Below are 17,327 nucleotides of genomic sequence, written 5' to 3'. Positions count from 1 at the left end.
CATAGCCGTACTTTTTAATGCGGATTAATGCGGAGTTCCCTGTGCGGTATTTCTTGTTTTCCTTTTTAGTACTGATAGCTGGGTTGTCGACCGCTTACTACTGGGCGGGACTGAACGGTCTTTTTCTGGCGGGCATTTTGAGCGTCATGGAAGTCAGCCTTTCATTCGACAATGCCGTGGTCAACGCCTCGGTGCTGAAAAACATGACCGAGCGCTGGCAGAGGCGTTTTCTCACCTGGGGTATGGTCATCGCCGTATTCGGCGCCCGTTTTCTGCTGCCCATCCTGATCGTCGCCGTCATCACGGGGCACAGCCTGCAGGACGTGACCATCATGGCGTTTCGGGACGGTGACGAGTATGCCCGTCATATCACGTCCGCGCATATACAGATTGCTGCATTCGGCGGCATGTATCTGCTGCTCGTGTTCTTCCACTTTCTGTTCGAGTCGGAAAGGACTCTGCATTGGCTGGGCTGGATCGAACGCCGATTGTCGCGCCTCGGCAAACTGGAATCCATCGAGGTCATCACCGCACTCGCCGTTCTTTTGACCGCCCAATACTATCTGCTGCTCGAAGAGCGCCTGGATGCCCTGATAGCTGGATTGGCCGGCGTCATTTTATTCGTGCTGGTAAAAAGCCTGTCCGCTCTCTTCGAAAATCCCAAAGCTGCCGAACACACGGCGCATAAAGCCGGGTTCATGTCCTTCCTTTATCTGGAAATACTCGATTTGTCTTTCTCGTTCGACGGAGTCATCGGCGCTTTCGCGTTATCCAAGGACGTCGTGATTATCATGCTGGGCCTGACCATAGGCGCGATGTTCGTACGTAGCCTGACGGTTTTCCTGGTTCACAAGCGCACTCTGGACGAATATCTGTTCCTGGAACACGGCGCCCACTATGCCATAGGCGCCTTGGCCCTATTGATGCTGGCCAGCATGGTGGTCGAAGTATCCGAATTGATAACCGGATTGACCGGCATCGGATTCATTCTGCTGTCGTTGTTGTCGTCCATCCGTTATAAGCGAAGATCTCTGCGCCGGAAGACCGCTTAGGATAATGGAAACTTCACATGTCCTTGAAGCCTTGCCCTTAATCGACGATAATACGTTTTCTTTAGTCCAGCCCGGGGAATTCCTTGGCTGAGGTTCCGAGTTCAATGGCGAGTCGCGTCGGTCCCCTCGCAACGATACACTGTAAACCCCGTCAGGCCCGGAAGGGAGCAGCGGTAGCAGCGGATTCGTGTGCCGAGGTGTGGCTGGCGTGGCTTGCCGCCCTAAACCATTCATCCCGGTCGATCGCCTGCACAAACCCGCAATGCCGTATCAGGCCCTAGCCCGGAAGTGGCGTCCCCGCACCTTTAGCGAAATCGTCGGCCAGGAACATGTGGTCCGAGCGTTGACCCACGCCCTGGAATTCGACCGGATGCACCATGCCTATCTCTTCACCGGCACCCGCGGCGTCGGCAAGACCACCATCGCTCGCATTCTGGCCAAGGCGCTCAACTGCGAAGGTCGAAAAACCTACGACCCCTGTGGCGAATGCATTATCTGCCGGGAAGTGGACGAAGGCCGCTTTGTCGATTTGATCGAGGTGGATGCCGCCTCGCGCACCAAAGTCGAAGATACCCGCGACCTGCTCGAAAACGTGCAATACGCGCCCAACCAAGGGCGGTACAAGGTCTACCTGATCGACGAGGTGCACATGCTATCGGGGCATAGCTTCAATGCCCTGCTCAAAACCCTGGAAGAGCCGCCGCCCCATATCAAATTCCTGTTAGCCACGACCGATCCGCAAAAAATTCCGGTCACGGTGCTGTCCCGGTGCCTGCAATTCAATTTGAAGCGGCTGACTTCGGATCAGATCCGAATGCAAATGGAGGAAATCCTGAGGCGCGAGAGTATCGAATTCGAGGCTAACGCCGTGAAGTCGATTGCCCGTGCCGCGGAAGGCTCCATGCGCGACGGGCTTAGCCTTCTCGATCAATCCATCGTCCACGGCGGAGGTCGCCTCAAGGAAGCCGAAGTCAGCGCCATGCTGGGCACTGTGGCGAGACATCCCGTCTTCGAACTCTTGGCGGCGCTGGCCGAGGGCGACGCCGCATCGCTGCTGAGGCATATCGAACACATGGCGGAACACACACCGAATTTCGCCGATGTACTGCAACAAATCCTGATCATCCTGCACCACGCGTCCCTGGCCCAATGGGTTCCCGAGGCGATCAAGAGAGAGGACGACGCCGACCGGATTTTGGATCTCGCGGGCAGGATCGGCGCGGAGGATTTACAACTGTTTTATCAGATCGGTTTGATCGGTCAACGGGATTTGCCGCTCGCCCCCGACCCGCGCTCGGGCTTCGAAATGGTGATGTTGCGCATGCTGGCCTTCCGTCCGGCGATGAAATCGGCGGAATTGCCCAGCGCCACCGATACGACGCCCCCGCGGAAACCAGATCCGCCGAAAATCGCCCGTCCGGTGGTCGACGTGCCACCCGCTCCCGCAACGGTCCAAGTCGAGCCTGGCCCCGCCGTACATGCGCCTCAAGCCGAATCGAGCCACGACTGGCACGGATTGGTCCAGGCGATGGGCATCGCCGGGATGACCCGTGAACTGGCCAACAACTGCGTGCTGCAAGATCTGGACGAAAAATCCTGCGTGCTGGCGCTCGACCCACAGCATACTCACCTCCGCGTCAGCCGGGTCGAAGCCAACCTGGAAAAAGCCTTGCAGGATTATTTCCGAAGTTCTTTGAAACTGACGATCAAACTCGAAGCGCCAAACCGGGAAACGCCCGCTTCGCAGATTCAACGCGAAAAAGAGGAACGCCAGCGGACTGCGGAAATCGAAATAGAACAAGACGAGAACATCAGGGCACTGAAAGAGCGTTTCGACGCCCGTATCGTCCCCGGCTCCATTAAACCCATAGATTGAAGACTGACGGAGAATCCCATGAAAAACCCGCTCGCCAACCTCATGCAGCAGGCGCAGAAGATGCAGGAAAACCTGCAAAAGGCCCAAGACGAATTAGCCGCTTTGGAAGTTCAAGGCGAATCGGGCGGCGGATTGGTCAAGGTCGTCATGAATGGAAAAAAGGAAACGAAGAAGGTCAGCATTGACGAAAGCCTGATCAAAGACGACCGCGATATGCTGGAGGATCTAGTCGCAGCCGCGGTTAACGATGCCGTAAACCGGGTCAACCGCCTCAAACAGGATAAAATGTCCGCTTTAACGGGCGGCATCGAGTTGCCGGCCGGATTCAAACTGCCATTCTGAATCGCTCTCAACCCCAAATCTAGCCGTCGTATCGGCAATGCAAAAAACCGGCGCCTTGTCCCAGTTGATGCAAGCCCTGCGCTGTCTGCCAGGCGTGGGCCCGAAATCGGCCCAGCGTATGACGTTTTACCTGCTTCAGCGCGACCGGCAGGGCGCGCGACATCTCGCCGAATCGCTGCTGGCCGCCCTTGAGAGAATCGGACATTGCGCGTTATGCCGCACCTTAACCGAAGGCGAGCTGTGTAACATCTGCGCCAATCCCAATCGCGACAGATCGCAGTTGTGTATCGTAGAAACTCCCGCCGAGGTATATGCCATAGACCACGCAACCGGCTTCAAGGGCCTCTTCTTCGTACTCAACGGAAGGCTTTCTCCGCTGGACGGCGTCGGCCCGGACGAATTGCGTCTCGACCTTTTGGAGCAGCGGCTGGAGTCGGGCGAAGTCGCGGAAATCATCTTGGCCACTAACACTACGGTGGAAGGCGAAGCCACGGCCCATTACATCAGCGAGATGGCGAGGCAGAACGGGATTCGGACGACCCGCATCGCCTATGGCGTTCCTTTTGGCGGCGAATTGGAATACGTCGATGGCGCCACTTTGGCTCATGCGTTCAATGGCCGTAAAGATTTTTAAACCGAGCGGAGAAGACGATGACGGATTGCCTGTTTTGCAAGATGGTCGCCGGCGACATCAAGCCCGCGGTGGTATTCGAGAACGATCACGTGCTCGCGTTTCGGGACATTCGGCCGCGGGCGCCGGTTCATGTGCTGGTCATACCGAAGCGCCATGTCCCGACGCTTGACGATCTGCCCGAGACCGATTCGGCGTTAGCCTCCGAGCTATTGCAAGCGGTCAAGAAAGTCGCCCAATCCGAAGGCATAGCGGAAACAGGCTACCGCACGGTCATTAATTGCCGGGGCGATTCCGGCCAAGACGTTTATCACCTCCATCTCCATGTTCTCGGCGGACGGCCGATGAGCTGGCCGCCGGGCTAATCTCGTCTTGGGCCGAGTTTCTCAGCCTTTCAAAAGATCCGGCATTTTGGCGCCGGACATTGCTGGATCAGGCCGTATAGCGCCCGCTTTCGCGGGCGCTATACCGAATGAAAAGATGCTCTAATGCTTATTCCCCCTCGGCTTCCGGATTGAAATCTATGCCAAGGATCGACCAATTATTGAAGTCCGTCGCGTCCCCTTCGACCAAACGGATTTTGCAGGCGAACTTTTTCTCGGCCTGGCCTTTTTCGGGATCCATCACTCTTACACTCGAGCGAATGACATAGGTCCGATTGCCCAAGGCCCAAGCATCGTATTTGTCATCGAGGAAATCTGCGTTTTCAGGCAGCGTGCCCTCCTCTTTCATCGAGTTCTTGCAGTGCATCAGAGCGAAGTCGGTACGTTCGTTCTTGACTTTTCCCAACTGTTCTTCTTCCGCTTCTTTCTCAAAAAACAGGTCCGACTCGACCACCTTCATCACGAAGGGAACAATTGCTTTGTCTTGAAAAACATAAAGCAGGACGATGAACAAAAATAAGAATAAAAGTGAATACTTGCTGCGCAATAAGTTTTTCATGGCTGGCGCCTTGTTATATTCTCAGGTGATTTGGCAGTTGAATAATTTTGGCACGTTCCTAAAAGGAGGACAGATTTTGCGGCAGGAGGCAAAAAATGTATATATTAACTCGTTTAATCAAGCGGATTTTTAGGGTTCACTCGGCCGGCCGGACGACTGAACGCAAACCGGAACACAGCGACTACGACCTGCCGGGCAGCCATTAGTGCCCGTACTGAGATTATGGATCATTTTTTTGATGGACTGCTAACGGCGTGACCGGACTTCCAGACCCAACGGCAAAGCTTATGAAACAGGACAAGAAACTGGTCGTGGCCATCTCTTCCAGAGCGTTATTCGACTTGGACGAATCCCATGCCATTTTCGAACAGGAAGGTAAAGAGTCCTTTTGCCGGTATCAAGTCGAGCATGAAGACAAGGTGCTGGCGCCGGGCGTGGCTTTTTCGCTGGTTAAAAAGCTCCTGGCGCTGAACAAGGTATTGCCCGCCCCGATGGTCGAAGTGATCTTGCTGTCGCGCAATAGCGCGGATACCGGGCTGCGGGTTTTCAATTCGATCCAGCATCATGAGCTCGATGTCTGCCGCGCGGCGTTCACCAGCGGCCAATCCCCGTTCAATTACATCGCAGCCTTCAGCGCACACCTGTTCCTCTCCACGAATGCGGAGGACGTGGCCAAGGCCTTGGATGCCGGTTACGCAGCGGCCACCATCATGTCGTCCAGCAAGTCCGCGAACGAATCCGAGCAACTACGAATCGCCTTCGACGGCGATGCCGTGCTGTTTTCCGACGAATCGGAGCGCATCTACCGCTCCGATGGCTTGCAAGCGTTCACTGAAAATGAAATAACCGAGGCGCGAAATCCGCTTTCCGGCGGCCCTTTCAAGGCCTTTCTAGCCGCACTCCATCAGATTCAGACCCTGTTCGGCCCGGACCAGTCACCGATCCGGACCGCTCTCGTAACGGCCCGAGCGGCTCCAGCCCACGAACGGGTGGTCCGCACTCTGCGCGCCTGGAACATCCGTATCGATGAAGCGCTGTTTCTGGGCGGCATGGACAAAGGCCCGTTTCTCCGAGCATTCGGCGCGGACATTTTTTTCGACGACCAAAAAGGCCACTGCGAGTCCGCCTGCCTTCACGTCGCCACGGGCCACGTGCCGCACGGCATCGCCAACCGTTAGCTCCCACCACTCATCAGAGGTTGTGAAAAAACCGTCGCGAGCGGACTCGGCTGCACAGTAGTTTTTTTCACAACCTCTCACGATTGCCTGGCGCTGGTCCACTTTAGATGGCCATGGCGCTTCCGCTCGGCGTCGACCTGCTCCTCCACTTCGGCTTTGGCAAGGCCGAGCATGGTCAGGACTTCCGCCGCCATCAGCAGGCTGGCCTCGAACATCTCGGGCACGACGTGATTGGCGCCGGCCATGATCAAGCCCGTGTAGTCGCTGTGATGCTGAGTCCGCACGATGATCGGCAACACATATCCCGACGAGCGGATTTTCGAGACCACCCGCTGAGCCTCCTTTAGCGATTTGAACGTTAGAATGGCCAGGCGCGCGCGACCGATATGACAGTGTTCGAGTAGCTCGATCCGGTCGCAACTCCCGTAAATCACCAACTCTCCGTCCTTGCGTCCTCGTTTCACCTGTTCGCTGTCGATGTCCATCGCGATGAACGGAATATCGTTGGCCTGCAAAAACTTCCCGATCATCTGCCCTACCCGGCCATAACCGGCGAGAATGACGTGACCGGCCAAATCCGGCGGAATGTGCTCGCTTTCTTTGTCACGCGCCGAGAGTCGCCGTCCCGTAACCCCGGCCAGAACCTGGCTGATTTCGAAGTTGTAGCGGATTAACAGGGGACTCAGGGCCATAGTGGCCCAGGCAATCAGCAGGACCCGCGAACTGGTGTCCGTTGTCAATATGCCCACTTCGGTGGCCAGGGCAATCAGAGCGAAGCCGAACTCGCTCACTTGCGCCAATATCAGCCCGGCCTTGCAGGCGGTATTTAAGGATTCGCCAACGATCAGAGCCGACACGATCGTCATGGCCAATTTGCATAGAACCACTAGGACCGTACCGAGCAGGAGCATCGACCACTCGCCGCTCAACAGTCCGATGTCGAGTTTCATGCCGAGACTCGCGAAAAACAGCCCCATCAGAATATCCCGGAACGGTCGGATGCTCGCCTCGACCTGATGGCGGAATTCACTCTCGCCCAGCATGACTCCGATGATGAATGCGCCCAAAGCCATCGATAAGCCGAACGAATTCATCAGCCAACCCGAGAGTAATACGATCACCAAGGTCGTCAGTACAAAGATTTCTTCGGACTGAATCTTGGTGACTTCATAGAAAACGTGCGGTAACACCCATCGCGCTACACCAAGAAGAAAGCCTCCCAGAAGCAGAGTCGAGCCGATAGTCCACGCGATTTGCTCGTAAACCGGTTGATCGGGGGTAACTCCGAGCGCCGGGATTAGTATCAGAAGCATTACGGCGGCGAGATCCTGAAGAATCGAAACCCCTACCGACAACTGGGCGTGGTGCCGGTTGCCGAGCTTCAACTCATACAATTCCCGCACGATAATCGCGGTCGAAGACACCGTCAGCGCCCCGGCGATGACCAGAGAGGCTGCCGCCGAATAGCCGCCGAACCAGATCAGTGCACCGGATAGAACGGCGATCGTAAGGGTCAGTTGCAATATGCCCAAGCCGAACACCGACCGGCGCAGTGCGAGAAGCCTGGGCAGGGAAAATTCGAGCCCCAGATCGAATAGCAGGAAGGTGACGCCCAGCTCGGAGAATAAACGAATGTTCTCGTCGTCTTTTACCAAGCCCAACGCATAAGGCCCAATGAGCGCGCCGGCGAATAGATAAGCCAGGATGTCCGGAATGCGGAGGCGCCGAAAAACGACGACACTGATGAGCGAACTGGTCAGAATGACCAGCAATTCAAGAAAAAAAGCCGGTTGCTTCCACTCGATCATGATTCCCGCCCCGGCTGAAGACGTCTTAGCCACTTTGTGGAGCCGGCGACGAATAAAACTCCGACTTGATTTTTCCCGGTTCGTTCAGCCGTGCACTGACAGCCTTACCGGCCGTTCCGGTAAACGCGTCTAATCGAACAGGTAGATCTGATCCGGCGACACCGTCAGGCGAACGGCGTCGCCTTTGGAAAAAATGTGCAATCCGGGCAACCTGGCCGTCCAGACCGGTGCCTCCACCGGCTGATCGCCGCTCCGCCCGGGCCGAAAGTGAAGCAAGGTTTCGTGACCGAGATATTCCGCGTTGACGAGCGTGGCGGGAAAGCCCGCTCCGCCGTCTTCCGACAAACGCACGGCTTCCGGCCGGAAACCGGCGGTAACGGACAGGCCGCCGTCGCGAAGGTTTGCCGCGTGCTTGTCGGGCGATACCGGCAAGGCTTGCCCGTTAACCATCAATTGCAGCCGTCCGTCGAGATCTTTTCGCAGTTCCGCGGTAAACAAATTCATCGGCGGATTACCGATAAATCCCGCAACGAAGGTGTTGGCCGGGTGCTCGTATAGCTCCTTGGGGCTGGCCACCTGCTGAATGCGGCCTTGGTCGAGCACGGCGATACGCTGCCCCAAGGTCATGGCCTCCACTTGGTCATGGGTGACATAGATCATGGTCGCGCCCGTACGCCGCTGCAGGTCGCCGATTTCCGCCCGTACCTGCGTGCGCAGCTTCGCGTCCAGGTTCGACAGCGGCTCGTCGAGCAAGAACACCGTCGGCTCCCGCACCAGCGCCCGCCCCATGGCGACGCGCTGACGTTGCCCGCCGGAAAGCTGCTTGGGCAATCGATCCATGACCTCTCCCAATCCGAGCATGTCCGCGGCCCACCCTACTCGACGCCTGATTTCCTCCTTGCCGAGCTTCCGCATCTTCAAGGGAAATTCCAGATTGCCCCGCACAGTCATGGTCGGATATAAGGCGTAGTCCTGAAACACCATCGCGATATTCCGCTGCTGCGGACTGAGCTCGTTCGCCACGCGGTCGCCGATCTTGATGGTCCCGGCCGAAATCTCCTCAAGTCCCGCCAGAATTCTCAGCAGGGTGGACTTGCCGCAGCCCGAAGGACCGACAAAGACCATCAGCTCGCCGTCCTCGATTCGGAGGCTCAAATCGGAGATGGCCCGATGGCCGTTGGGATAAGTTTTATCGACCTGTTCGAATTCGACGCTGGCCATCCTTGGTATGCCTAAAGTTGATGTGCCCGGTGCATGGAGCCGCCGCTTCCAGGGCCAAAAACTCCATTACGCCTAACTAGCTGTTCCACGGTTATGGTTCCTGATCGATGAACTTTTCAAACCCGATCACGGGCAACGCCCGTTGTACTATCGGATCGGCCGCGAAGCGTTTCTGCACCGCGTGGTCGGCCAGATGGTTGGCCAGCGCCACAAGGATCATCGCCTGATTCAGGCACAGATAGTTATACGCTACTTCTCCCGTCGCGGGACTTACGGCGTCGTAAAATCCGAAATCGCCATAAACGGGATAAAGCTCGACCAGCTTCCGCAGGTTGGCGGTCGCTTCCTCAGGCTCCGTGAGCAACGCCAGGGCTGCCGCATGGGGTGTCACGACCCCTGCGCCATAACCCGCCGTGCCGAGAAACTTCACGCCGTACTCCGAATAGCGGTCCGCTCCCGGCGTCGAGCTAGGGGACATGCCCCAGACGGGATAACCCAGCGACTCCAAGGTATAGCTCCGATGTATGTCGGTATGAACTTTGTCGTTGTAGCCAAGGCTAGCCGGCGCATGGCGCTCTTCATCCAGCACCAGGGCCGGCATCAGCGCCTCGAACAAACTCCCTCCCCAGGACGGTACATAGCGGTAATCCCGCCATTGGTAAAAGCCGCCGAGCCAGCGAAACCCGTTGGCACTCTTTTCCCTGCGGCCCAGGGGCGGAAGCGACTGCCAGTCGAATTCCGCCGGCAAGGTGCGCGCCATGCGGAACCAGTGCTCCTCCGGAACATCGCCCTTGCCGATGGCGATCAAACTGCCGATGCGGGATTCGGCGTAAAACACCCCGTAATGGAAGGTCGAGCGTAGCGCCATGTTTACGTAATACCCGTGAGACATGAGCTTGTGGCCGGGATCGTAAAAAAACCGGTAATCCTCTCGGTCGATCAGCCGGGTACAGCGGGAAGCGAGCTCCGGGAAAGTCTGCCGCGCCGCGATGAGTCCGGCCGTCAGCCAGGACGAATCGACGAAGGAGATGAAATTGCTGGTACGTTCCAGCGTCGTGGTGTTGTAGTAGTTGAAATAAAAACCTCGGTAGCTTTCCAAAGCCTCCAGGGTCGTGAGCGTTGCGGCGAGCCGTTCCAGCGCCTGTTCGCGGGTAATGAACCCGAGCTCATGGGCCGCGGCCACTGCCAGAAAATGAAACCCGATGTTGGTGACGCTGGTGTAATCGCCGATCTTCGAATCGGACAGCACTACCGAGCCGTTGCCGAAATGGACCCGATCCAGCGGCAGACCGTGTTGCTTGTCGGTCAGTGCGTCGAGTCCGCGCCAGGTATCCTGCGCGATGCGGCGGAGGAATTCGCGCTTGTCGCCGGGCAGGGTTTTACCGTCGATCAAGGCCATGGCCGGCCAGCCAGCCAGTCGTGCCTGTAACTTGGAACGCGCCGCCACTTCGCCGCCCAATGCATCCTCCCAGGCTTTCTTCTTTTCGGCGACAACCAGATCGCCGGTGCTCGGCCCCGGCTTGCCCGTCTTGATCAGGGTGACATTGTCCACCCAATATGCGCCCTTGCGTATGCGCATCTCGCGGGGCGGAAAAGTCATGACGAAGGACGACAATAGTCGCCAGTCCTTTATGCCGATCATGTAGTTCAAGGGCACGACGACCTGTTTCCACTGATCGGTGATCCCGCTGACCATGAAGCTGCCGACTTCCTTCATCCCGTTTCCAGCCGAATCCGGACGGCGAAACTGCACCTCGAACTCGGGGTTGAAACCCTCGGCCGGATCGCCTTTCACCCAAAAGGCCAGGTGGTCGTAATCCGCCGCGTCCAGTGCCTTTAGATCCAAAGACACGCTGAACTCGCCGCTCATTTCCGGAAGATCCACCGAATTAGCCGACGGCGGCAACGCATAGCTCACATGGAACGACCTCCTTAAAGCAGAGTTCGCCCGATCTTCGTCCAGCCGAAACGTCACACTCGCCGGTTGTCGCTCCGCAAGGGCTGTCCAAGCGCTCAACGAGGCGGATTCATCATCCCCTTTGCCGTCGAAGTCCGCCAAATGCAGCTCTTTCAGCACCGGTTCATCGCTCAGGGCCAGATCGCTTCCACGCACCGAAAACGTCATCACACCCAAGCCAACTATCAAAAACAGTTTTTTAACAAGGTTCACGTGTACGCCTGCCCGTCGTCTTATTCAGCACGAATCGGCCTAGTTTCGTCGAAGTAGCTAAGAATAGAGGATGCCGGTAGGCATCTCAATTCGCGGGCGGCGGGATTGTTCGATTCAAAGAGATGCATCGCTCGCTGCCGCTCGCCCCGGCTCGGGGGTAGCGGAGTCGAGGCGTGTCCTGACACTTAGTTTTCAAGGGCGGTCCACTGGTCAGTTACAGCGCGTTTGGCGTCTGCCCTTCAATCATCACACCGATCGCCAACGATAGTTTTTTGATAAGGGTTCTGCACAACCTCAGATGAGTCTTGCCAAGAATCACGCTACTTCTTCGGCCTGGGTGCTTTCACGTTGCCCCAATGATGACCTCCGTACTCTGAAGCCCATCCGGAACCTTATAGTCGTCGTGTAAGCTTTTGTTTACACAAATATCAGATTTGGCCGACTTGAAGCGATCGTCCGCTCCGGTGTCTACTGCCAGCCAACCTGCGGGGCTGAATTCGCCTCGACATCGTCTTCCTTCCATGAGCCGGTAAATATGCATTCCTCCCTCACCCGACTGTCCGCCGTTGCACGATCCGCGCTGATCTTGTCGATCCTGGTCCTGGGCTCGATCGCCTGGCCGGATGCCGCCGTCGACGCGGCTGAACCGACCGCCCTTCCAATCGCAAACGTCCCGCTTCAGTCGCGGGACCTTCCAATCGCAAACGGTCGTCCTGGGAGCGCCAGGACGACCCTTCCAATCGCAAACGGTATCTCCGGAAGCGCCAGGACGACCCTTCCAATCGCAAACGGCATCTCCGGGAGCGCCGGAGATGCCCTTCCCGGCGATGTTCTCCTGAAGCGAGCGTTGCCCGAAGCCCTGATTCCCGTGGGCGACCAACCAACGGCGGCAGAGACTATAGCGCTCAAAGAGGCGCTCCGGCGCTATCAGCAAGGCGGAAATCGGGAGGATGTCTCCGCCCTCACCAAATACCTCGACCGCCATCCCGACAGCCCCTGGCGCGTCGCCCTACTCACCAATCTGGGCCTCATCTATTACGACACCGCGCAGTTTTCCAAGGCCCTGGCCGCCTTCGACCGCGCCTGGCAAGCAGGGAAACCGATCACGGCGGACGGCCCGGCCAAAGCCGTGGTCGATCTGGCCTTGGGCGAGTTGGTGCGCATGCACGCCAGGATCGGCCACAAAGAGGAACTCCGCCAGCTGCTGGATGAAATCAAGGACCGTCCTTTGACCGGTCCCGCGACCGAGCGCATCGCCGGGGCCAAGGAAGGACTGTGGATGATGGACCATAACCCGGGCGTGGCTTACCTGTGCGGCCCCAAGGCCCTGGAAAGCATTATCGATCGGTTGCAGCCCAAGGGCGTGAACCGGCGTGCTGTGGATAACGCCCGCTCCGGGCCGAAGGGCTACTCGCTCGCCCAGGTCGAAGCGCTCGCCAAGAAGGCCCGCTTGCCCTATCGGATGGCGAAGCGGCAACCCGGCGCGGACTGGGCCATGCCCGCGGTAGTGCATTGGAAGGTCAACCACTATGCGGCCCTTATCGAAGAGCGCGACGGTCTGCTGCACATCAAAGACCCCACTTTCGGCGGCGACCTGTGGGTCAGCCGCCAGTCCCTGGAGGAAGAAGCCTCCGGTTATGTGCTGGTTCCCGAGGGCAAGCTGCCCAGGGACTATCGGCCGGTGACGCTGGCCGACGCCGACCGGGTTTACGGCCGCGGTTACACCAGCAGTTCCGACCCGAACGATACCCGGCCGGACGACGACAAGGCCAAGCCCTGTCCCGACGACAAGGGCATGTGCCAATATAACTTCCACACGCTACTGGTCAGCCTCAACCTCACCGACACCCCGGTGGGCTACACACCGCCCAAAGGCCCCTCGGTAAAATTCACGGCCACTTACAACCAGCGCGAAGCCAACCAGCCGGCCAACTTCACCTATGCCAACCTGGGTGCCAAGTGGACCTTCAACTGGCTCATCTATCTGGAGGACGATCCGGCTTACGCGGCCAGGGACATCAAACGCTACGTGGCCGGCGGCGGCGCGGAGGTGCATACCGGCTACAATGCCGCCACCCAATCCTTCGCACCGCAAGCGAGCTCCCAATCGGTGCTGGTGCGAACCTCCGCCAATCCGGTGCGTTACGAACTGCGCCAGCCCGACGGCAGCGTCGATGTCTACGGCCAGCCCGACGGCCACATTGTCTATCCGCGGAAGGTGTTCCTCACGGAAAAACGCGATTCTCAGGGCAATACCGTCGCCCTCGCTTACAACCCCGACCTGCGCATCACCCAGATCACCGACGCCCTGGGCCAGGTCACCACCCTGGCCTATGAAGACGCCGACGATCCCTACAAGATCACCCGCGTCACCGACCCCTTCGGGCGTTCGGCGGTCTTCGCCTACACCGGCGGTCAGTTGACATCGATCACCGACGTCCTGGGGCTGCAATCACAATTCACCTACGGCGCCAACCAGTTCATTGATAGCCTCACCACACCCTACGGCACCACCACCTTCGCCTACGGCGAAAGCGGCACCACTCGCTGGCTGGAGGCCACCGACCCGCAAGGCGACAAGGAACGCTTGGAATATCGCCACCAAGCCCCCGGCATTCCGTTCAGTGACTCGATTGTTCCCCAAGGCATTTCGCCGGTATTCAATTCCTACATCAATGGCCGCAACAGCTTTTACTGGGACAAGCACGCCATGAAAACGGCGCCGGGCGATTACACCCAGGCCCGCATCACCCACTGGCTGCACGGGGTCAACAGTTCGGTGTCGGTCGGCGTCAAGGAAAGCGAGAAACAACCACTGGAAAACCGCGTCTGGTACAACTACCCCGGCCAAACCTGGGGCGGCGGCGTCGATGCCGGCATGCTGGAAAAGCCCAGCCGCATCGGCCGAGTACTGGACGACGGCACGACACAACTTTACCAGTACGCCTACAATCCCCTGGGTAAGACCACCCAGGCCATCGATCCTCTGGGCCGCACCACCGTCTACGAATACGCCCCCGACGGCATCGATCTCTTGCGCGTCAAGCAGAAGAACGGCGCCGGTTACGACCTGCTCGCCGAATTTACTTACGATACTCACCACCGACCGCTGAGCTACCAGGACGCCGCCGGCGCGATCACCACCTTCACCTGGAATGCCGCCGGTCAACTCCTCACTGCCCACAACGCCTTGGACGAGACCACGAGCTACGAATACGACACCCAGGGCTATCTGTTGCGCGTAGTCAATCCGCTGGGGCACACCCAAGCGCGCTTCACCTACGACAGCCTCGGCCGCATCGCCACGGCCACCGACGAGAGCGGCTATACCTTGGCCTATGCCCACGACGCCCTGGACCGGCTTACCCAAGTCACCTATCCCGATGGCACCCAGCGAACCCTAGCTTACGACAAGCTGGAATTGGCGAGCGATACGGACCGCTTGGGCAGAACCACCCAGTATGCCTATAACCCCCTGTGCCAGTTGGTGCGAGTGACCGACGCCCTGGGGAGAATCACCCGCTACACCTGGTGCGGCTGCGGCAGCCTGGAAAGCCTGACGGATGCCTTGGGCCAGGTGACCACCTTCAGTCATGACGTGCAGGGCCGCACCACAGCCAAGCGTTACGCGGACGGCCGGGGCCTCGACTATGTCTACGAAGCCACCATCAGCCGTCTGAAAACCCGTACCGACGCTCAAGGTCAGCAAACCCGCTACCGCTACGTCAAGGACAACGCCCTGTTGGAAATTGCCTACCCCAACGCGCTGAACGCCACGCCCACGCGGCACTTCCAATACGACAGCGTTTACCCGCGCCTAGCCGTCTTCGACAACGGCCAGGGCATCACCACGCTCAGTTACCATTCCGCCGGTCAGCCTGGCGCCGGGCGCCTGGCCGAGGAGACAAGCCCCGACGCCTTCGGCATCGCCTCTGGCTACGATGCTCTGGGGCGGCCGCAAACCACCACCGTGATCAAACCGGACGGTACTCACCTGCCCGACGCCCTGAGCTATGACGCTCTGGGCCGAATCATCCGCAACGATAACGACCTGGGCACCTTCCAATACGCTTACGACGCCGACTCGAGGCGCTTGGCGCACGTTCTCTACCCGAACCAAGCCGAGACCCAGTTCGGCTATTTCGATGCTCTGAGGGACTTCCGCCTCAAAACCCTAAACCACCTCGATCCGTTGAACGTCCTCCTGGCCGGCAATGGCTACACCTACGACGCCGAGGGCCAGATCACGACCTGGCAGCGCACGGGCACCGAAACCGCCCAGGAAGGCTTTACCTACGACGCGGCCGGCCAATTGCTGGAGGTGACGACGCAAAGCGGCAGCCACCACGATGAGGGCAATGACGAACATAGAAAGCGCCGCCACGCTCGCGGACACGCCGGCCACGCCAAACACGCCAAGTCCGGACACCATTCACATGGCAACGGCAAGCACGGAAAGGGCCACGACGAGGACGATGAAGACGACGACAAAGGCGGCATGGTCGCTCTCTACACGTATGCCTACGACGCCGCCGGCAATCGGATCCAGGAAACCATTGGCGGCCAGACCGCCGTGGCCGCCTATAACAACCTCAACCAACTCCTTACCGCCGGTGCGGAGAGTTACGCCCACGATCCGGACGGCAACCTTGTCGAAAGGCAAAGCGCCAATCTGGACGACCGCCAGTACCTCTGGGACGCGGAAAACCGCCTGATCGCCATCGAAGATAGTACCAACCCGGCCAGCCGCAGCGAGTTCCAGTACGATGCCCTGGGCCGGCGCATCGGCATCCAGGACCGCGACAACGGCGTGCTCACCCAAGACAGCCGACTCATCTACTGCGGTATGATCCTGTGCGCCAAAGAAGACCGCCTCTCCGGCACCGTCACGCGCTACTACGGCGACGGCCAAAGCCGAGAAGGCGCTGGCCTCTACTACCACCGCGACCACCTGGGCTCCATTCGGGCCGTGACCGACGCGGCCGGCACCCTGAAAGCCGCCTACCGTTATGATCCCTACGGCCGCCAAACCGCCTTGCTGGGCAGCGCCTTCGCGGTAGACTTCGGCTATACGGGCCACTACGTCCATCACGAATCCGGCCTGGCGGTGGCCCCCTACCGGGCCTATGATGCCGATATTGGCCGGTGGCTGTCTCGAGATCCGATTGGAGAAGCCGGTGGAGTTAATCTGTATGTCTATGTCGAGAATAACCCGGTCAATTTGGTCGACCCACTTGGATTGCTAGGTCACGCTCCGGGACACGGCCCCTACGGTCCAGATGAAGGGCCAGGCACGTTGCCAGGGCAAGCGGTCGTAGGAGCTACTGGAGATTTCTTGGGCAACTATAAAGACATGCGCGACGCCAATACAATTGGCGCAGACAAGTACTTCCACTGTAAAGCAAACTGTGAAGCTACGCATCGCGGCAAGTCTGGAGAGGCCACGGCTTGCACCATATCGGATGCCCGTGAATGGTTCGATCAGAATGTCAAAGGAGATCCCGCAAGCGCCTCCGCAGCTGACCAGATAGCTAATACCTCTGGCCGTTCAGGGGCGAATAGTTCACCAATGTCCTGCGAGCTTGTTTGTGCTCCTTTCCGCCCCAACGGATTACCAGCGAACTATTGATGGAGTTGTGATGTCTTTTAGGAAACTTATTGTCCTTGCCGCACTTTTTATCCTGTTGGTAATCGGCGGTATTTGGTTGCGGAAACAGTTGCAAATTGACAGTTGCTTAGACGGTGGTGGGCGTTGGAACTACAAAGATTGGGTGTGTGATACCCATTAGCCATCCGGCGTAATCGCACTGATAGCCCGAAGACGCCCGCTTTTGCGGGCGTCTTCATTTTCCGTCCTTATTTAATAGCGTAGGATGCGATGACGCAGGAACCACATCGTTCGAGTTCGCGATCGATTCGCCTCTAATTGCAAACGGTTGCTTTAGTCGCAATCCTTCTAATCGCAAACGGGCCTTTAATCAGCCCCTTCCTTCGTCGGCACATCCTACGCAGGCTGTGTCCTGAAATCTGACAGGCCGTGGGAGGTAAGCCCGTCTCGCCATGCTGTGTCCAGTCTTGTGGTAAATTGAGGATCGGCTGCCTTCCGA

11 protein-coding genes and 1 other RNA gene are annotated in these 17,327 nt (G+C 58.4%); 8 read left to right on the top strand and 4 right to left on the bottom strand.

Going from position 1 to position 17,327, the window contains the following annotated elements; genetic code table 11:
* Positions 1-41 precede the first annotated feature (41 nt).
* From VEB01_RS21555 to VEB01_RS21530, 6 genes are all read left to right on the top strand, one after another.
* Entirely contained in the window at positions 42-1,052 is a 1,011-nt protein-coding gene (locus VEB01_RS21555; RefSeq protein WP_324879120.1) for a DUF475 domain-containing protein, read from the top strand.
* Positions 1,053-1,167: 115 nt separating this feature from the next.
* Positions 1,168-1,264: signal recognition particle sRNA small type (gene ffs, locus VEB01_RS21550), an RNA gene on the top strand.
* 50 nt (positions 1,265-1,314) lie between these two features.
* Complete coding sequence (gene dnaX / locus VEB01_RS21545) at positions 1,315-2,928, top strand: DNA polymerase III subunit gamma/tau (RefSeq protein ID WP_324879156.1); 1,614 nt, start codon at positions 1,315-1,317, stop codon at positions 2,926-2,928.
* Positions 2,929-2,946: 18 nt separating this feature from the next.
* On the top strand, positions 2,947-3,270 hold the full coding sequence (locus tag VEB01_RS21540; protein WP_324879118.1) for a YbaB/EbfC family nucleoid-associated protein: 324 nt from the start codon (positions 2,947-2,949) through the stop codon (positions 3,268-3,270).
* A 37-nt stretch (positions 3,271-3,307) separates the two neighbouring features.
* Positions 3,308-3,904, top strand: a complete 597-nt coding sequence (gene recR, locus VEB01_RS21535) for a recombination mediator RecR (RefSeq protein ID WP_324879116.1) — start codon at positions 3,308-3,310, stop codon at positions 3,902-3,904.
* 17 nt (positions 3,905-3,921) lie between these two features.
* Positions 3,922-4,266: a histidine triad nucleotide-binding protein gene (locus VEB01_RS21530; protein WP_324879114.1), complete on the top strand. Its 345-nt coding sequence runs from the start codon at positions 3,922-3,924 to the stop codon at positions 4,264-4,266.
* Positions 4,267-4,393: 127 nt separating this feature from the next.
* Here VEB01_RS21530 and VEB01_RS21525 read toward each other — a convergent pair whose 3' ends face one another.
* Positions 4,394-4,843: a hypothetical protein gene (locus VEB01_RS21525; RefSeq protein WP_324879112.1), complete on the bottom strand. Its 450-nt coding sequence runs from the start codon at positions 4,841-4,843 to the stop codon at positions 4,394-4,396.
* A 287-nt stretch (positions 4,844-5,130) separates the two neighbouring features.
* Between VEB01_RS21525 and VEB01_RS21520 the strand changes: the two genes are divergently transcribed.
* A complete protein-coding gene (locus tag VEB01_RS21520; RefSeq protein WP_324879110.1) occupies positions 5,131-6,021 on the top strand; it encodes a 5'-nucleotidase in 891 nt (296 codons plus the stop codon).
* Positions 6,022-6,098: 77 nt separating this feature from the next.
* On the opposite strand, the gene VEB01_RS21515 is transcribed toward VEB01_RS21520, so the two are convergent.
* The 3 genes from VEB01_RS21515 to VEB01_RS21505 all read right to left on the bottom strand — a co-directional run bounded on the left by VEB01_RS21515 (position 6,099) and on the right by VEB01_RS21505 (position 11,220).
* The gene (locus VEB01_RS21515) at positions 6,099-7,829 is read right to left on the bottom strand and encodes a cation:proton antiporter (RefSeq protein ID WP_324879108.1); all 1,731 of its coding nucleotides are present in this window, start codon (positions 7,827-7,829) and stop codon (positions 6,099-6,101) included.
* Positions 7,830-7,958: 129 nt separating this feature from the next.
* Positions 7,959-9,050, bottom strand: coding sequence for an ABC transporter ATP-binding protein (locus VEB01_RS21510; protein ID WP_324879106.1), 1,092 nt, complete (start codon positions 9,048-9,050; stop codon positions 7,959-7,961).
* A gap of 91 nt (positions 9,051-9,141) precedes the next feature.
* Positions 9,142-11,220 (bottom strand): glucoamylase family protein, encoded by a 2,079-nt coding sequence (locus VEB01_RS21505; RefSeq protein WP_324879105.1) that lies wholly within the window; start codon positions 11,218-11,220, stop codon positions 9,142-9,144.
* 535 nt (positions 11,221-11,755) lie between these two features.
* Between VEB01_RS21505 and VEB01_RS21500 the strand changes: the two genes are divergently transcribed.
* Complete coding sequence (locus VEB01_RS21500) at positions 11,756-16,849, top strand: RHS repeat-associated core domain-containing protein (protein ID WP_324879103.1); 5,094 nt, start codon at positions 11,756-11,758, stop codon at positions 16,847-16,849.
* Positions 16,850-17,327: the final 478 nt, after the last annotated feature.

This window comes from Methylocaldum sp., from assembly GCF_035627495.1.
In the GTDB taxonomy this organism is placed as follows: Bacteria; Pseudomonadota; Gammaproteobacteria; order Methylococcales; family Methylococcaceae; genus Methylocaldum.
Note: the sequence above shows the minus strand (reverse complement) of the source record. Positions and strands in the feature narration are given on the sequence as shown.

Excerpts from the sequence above, each read along its gene's own strand:
- VEB01_RS21515 (WP_324879108.1), bottom strand. The coding sequence starts at position 7,829 with ATGATCGAGTGGAAGCAACCGGCTTTTTTTCTTGAATTGCTGGTCATT.
- VEB01_RS21540 (WP_324879118.1), top strand. The coding sequence starts at position 2,947 with ATGAAAAACCCGCTCGCCAACCTCATGCAGCAGGCGCAGAAGATGCAG.
- VEB01_RS21500 (WP_324879103.1), top strand. The coding sequence starts at position 11,756 with ATGCATTCCTCCCTCACCCGACTGTCCGCCGTTGCACGATCCGCGCTG.
- recR (WP_324879116.1), top strand. The coding sequence starts at position 3,308 with ATGCAAAAAACCGGCGCCTTGTCCCAGTTGATGCAAGCCCTGCGCTGT.
- VEB01_RS21520 (WP_324879110.1), top strand. The coding sequence starts at position 5,131 with ATGAAACAGGACAAGAAACTGGTCGTGGCCATCTCTTCCAGAGCGTTA.
- VEB01_RS21530 (WP_324879114.1), top strand. The coding sequence starts at position 3,922 with ATGACGGATTGCCTGTTTTGCAAGATGGTCGCCGGCGACATCAAGCCC.
- dnaX (WP_324879156.1), top strand. The coding sequence starts at position 1,315 with ATGCCGTATCAGGCCCTAGCCCGGAAGTGGCGTCCCCGCACCTTTAGC.
- VEB01_RS21525 (WP_324879112.1), bottom strand. The coding sequence starts at position 4,843 with ATGAAAAACTTATTGCGCAGCAAGTATTCACTTTTATTCTTATTTTTG.
- VEB01_RS21510 (WP_324879106.1), bottom strand. The coding sequence starts at position 9,050 with ATGGCCAGCGTCGAATTCGAACAGGTCGATAAAACTTATCCCAACGGC.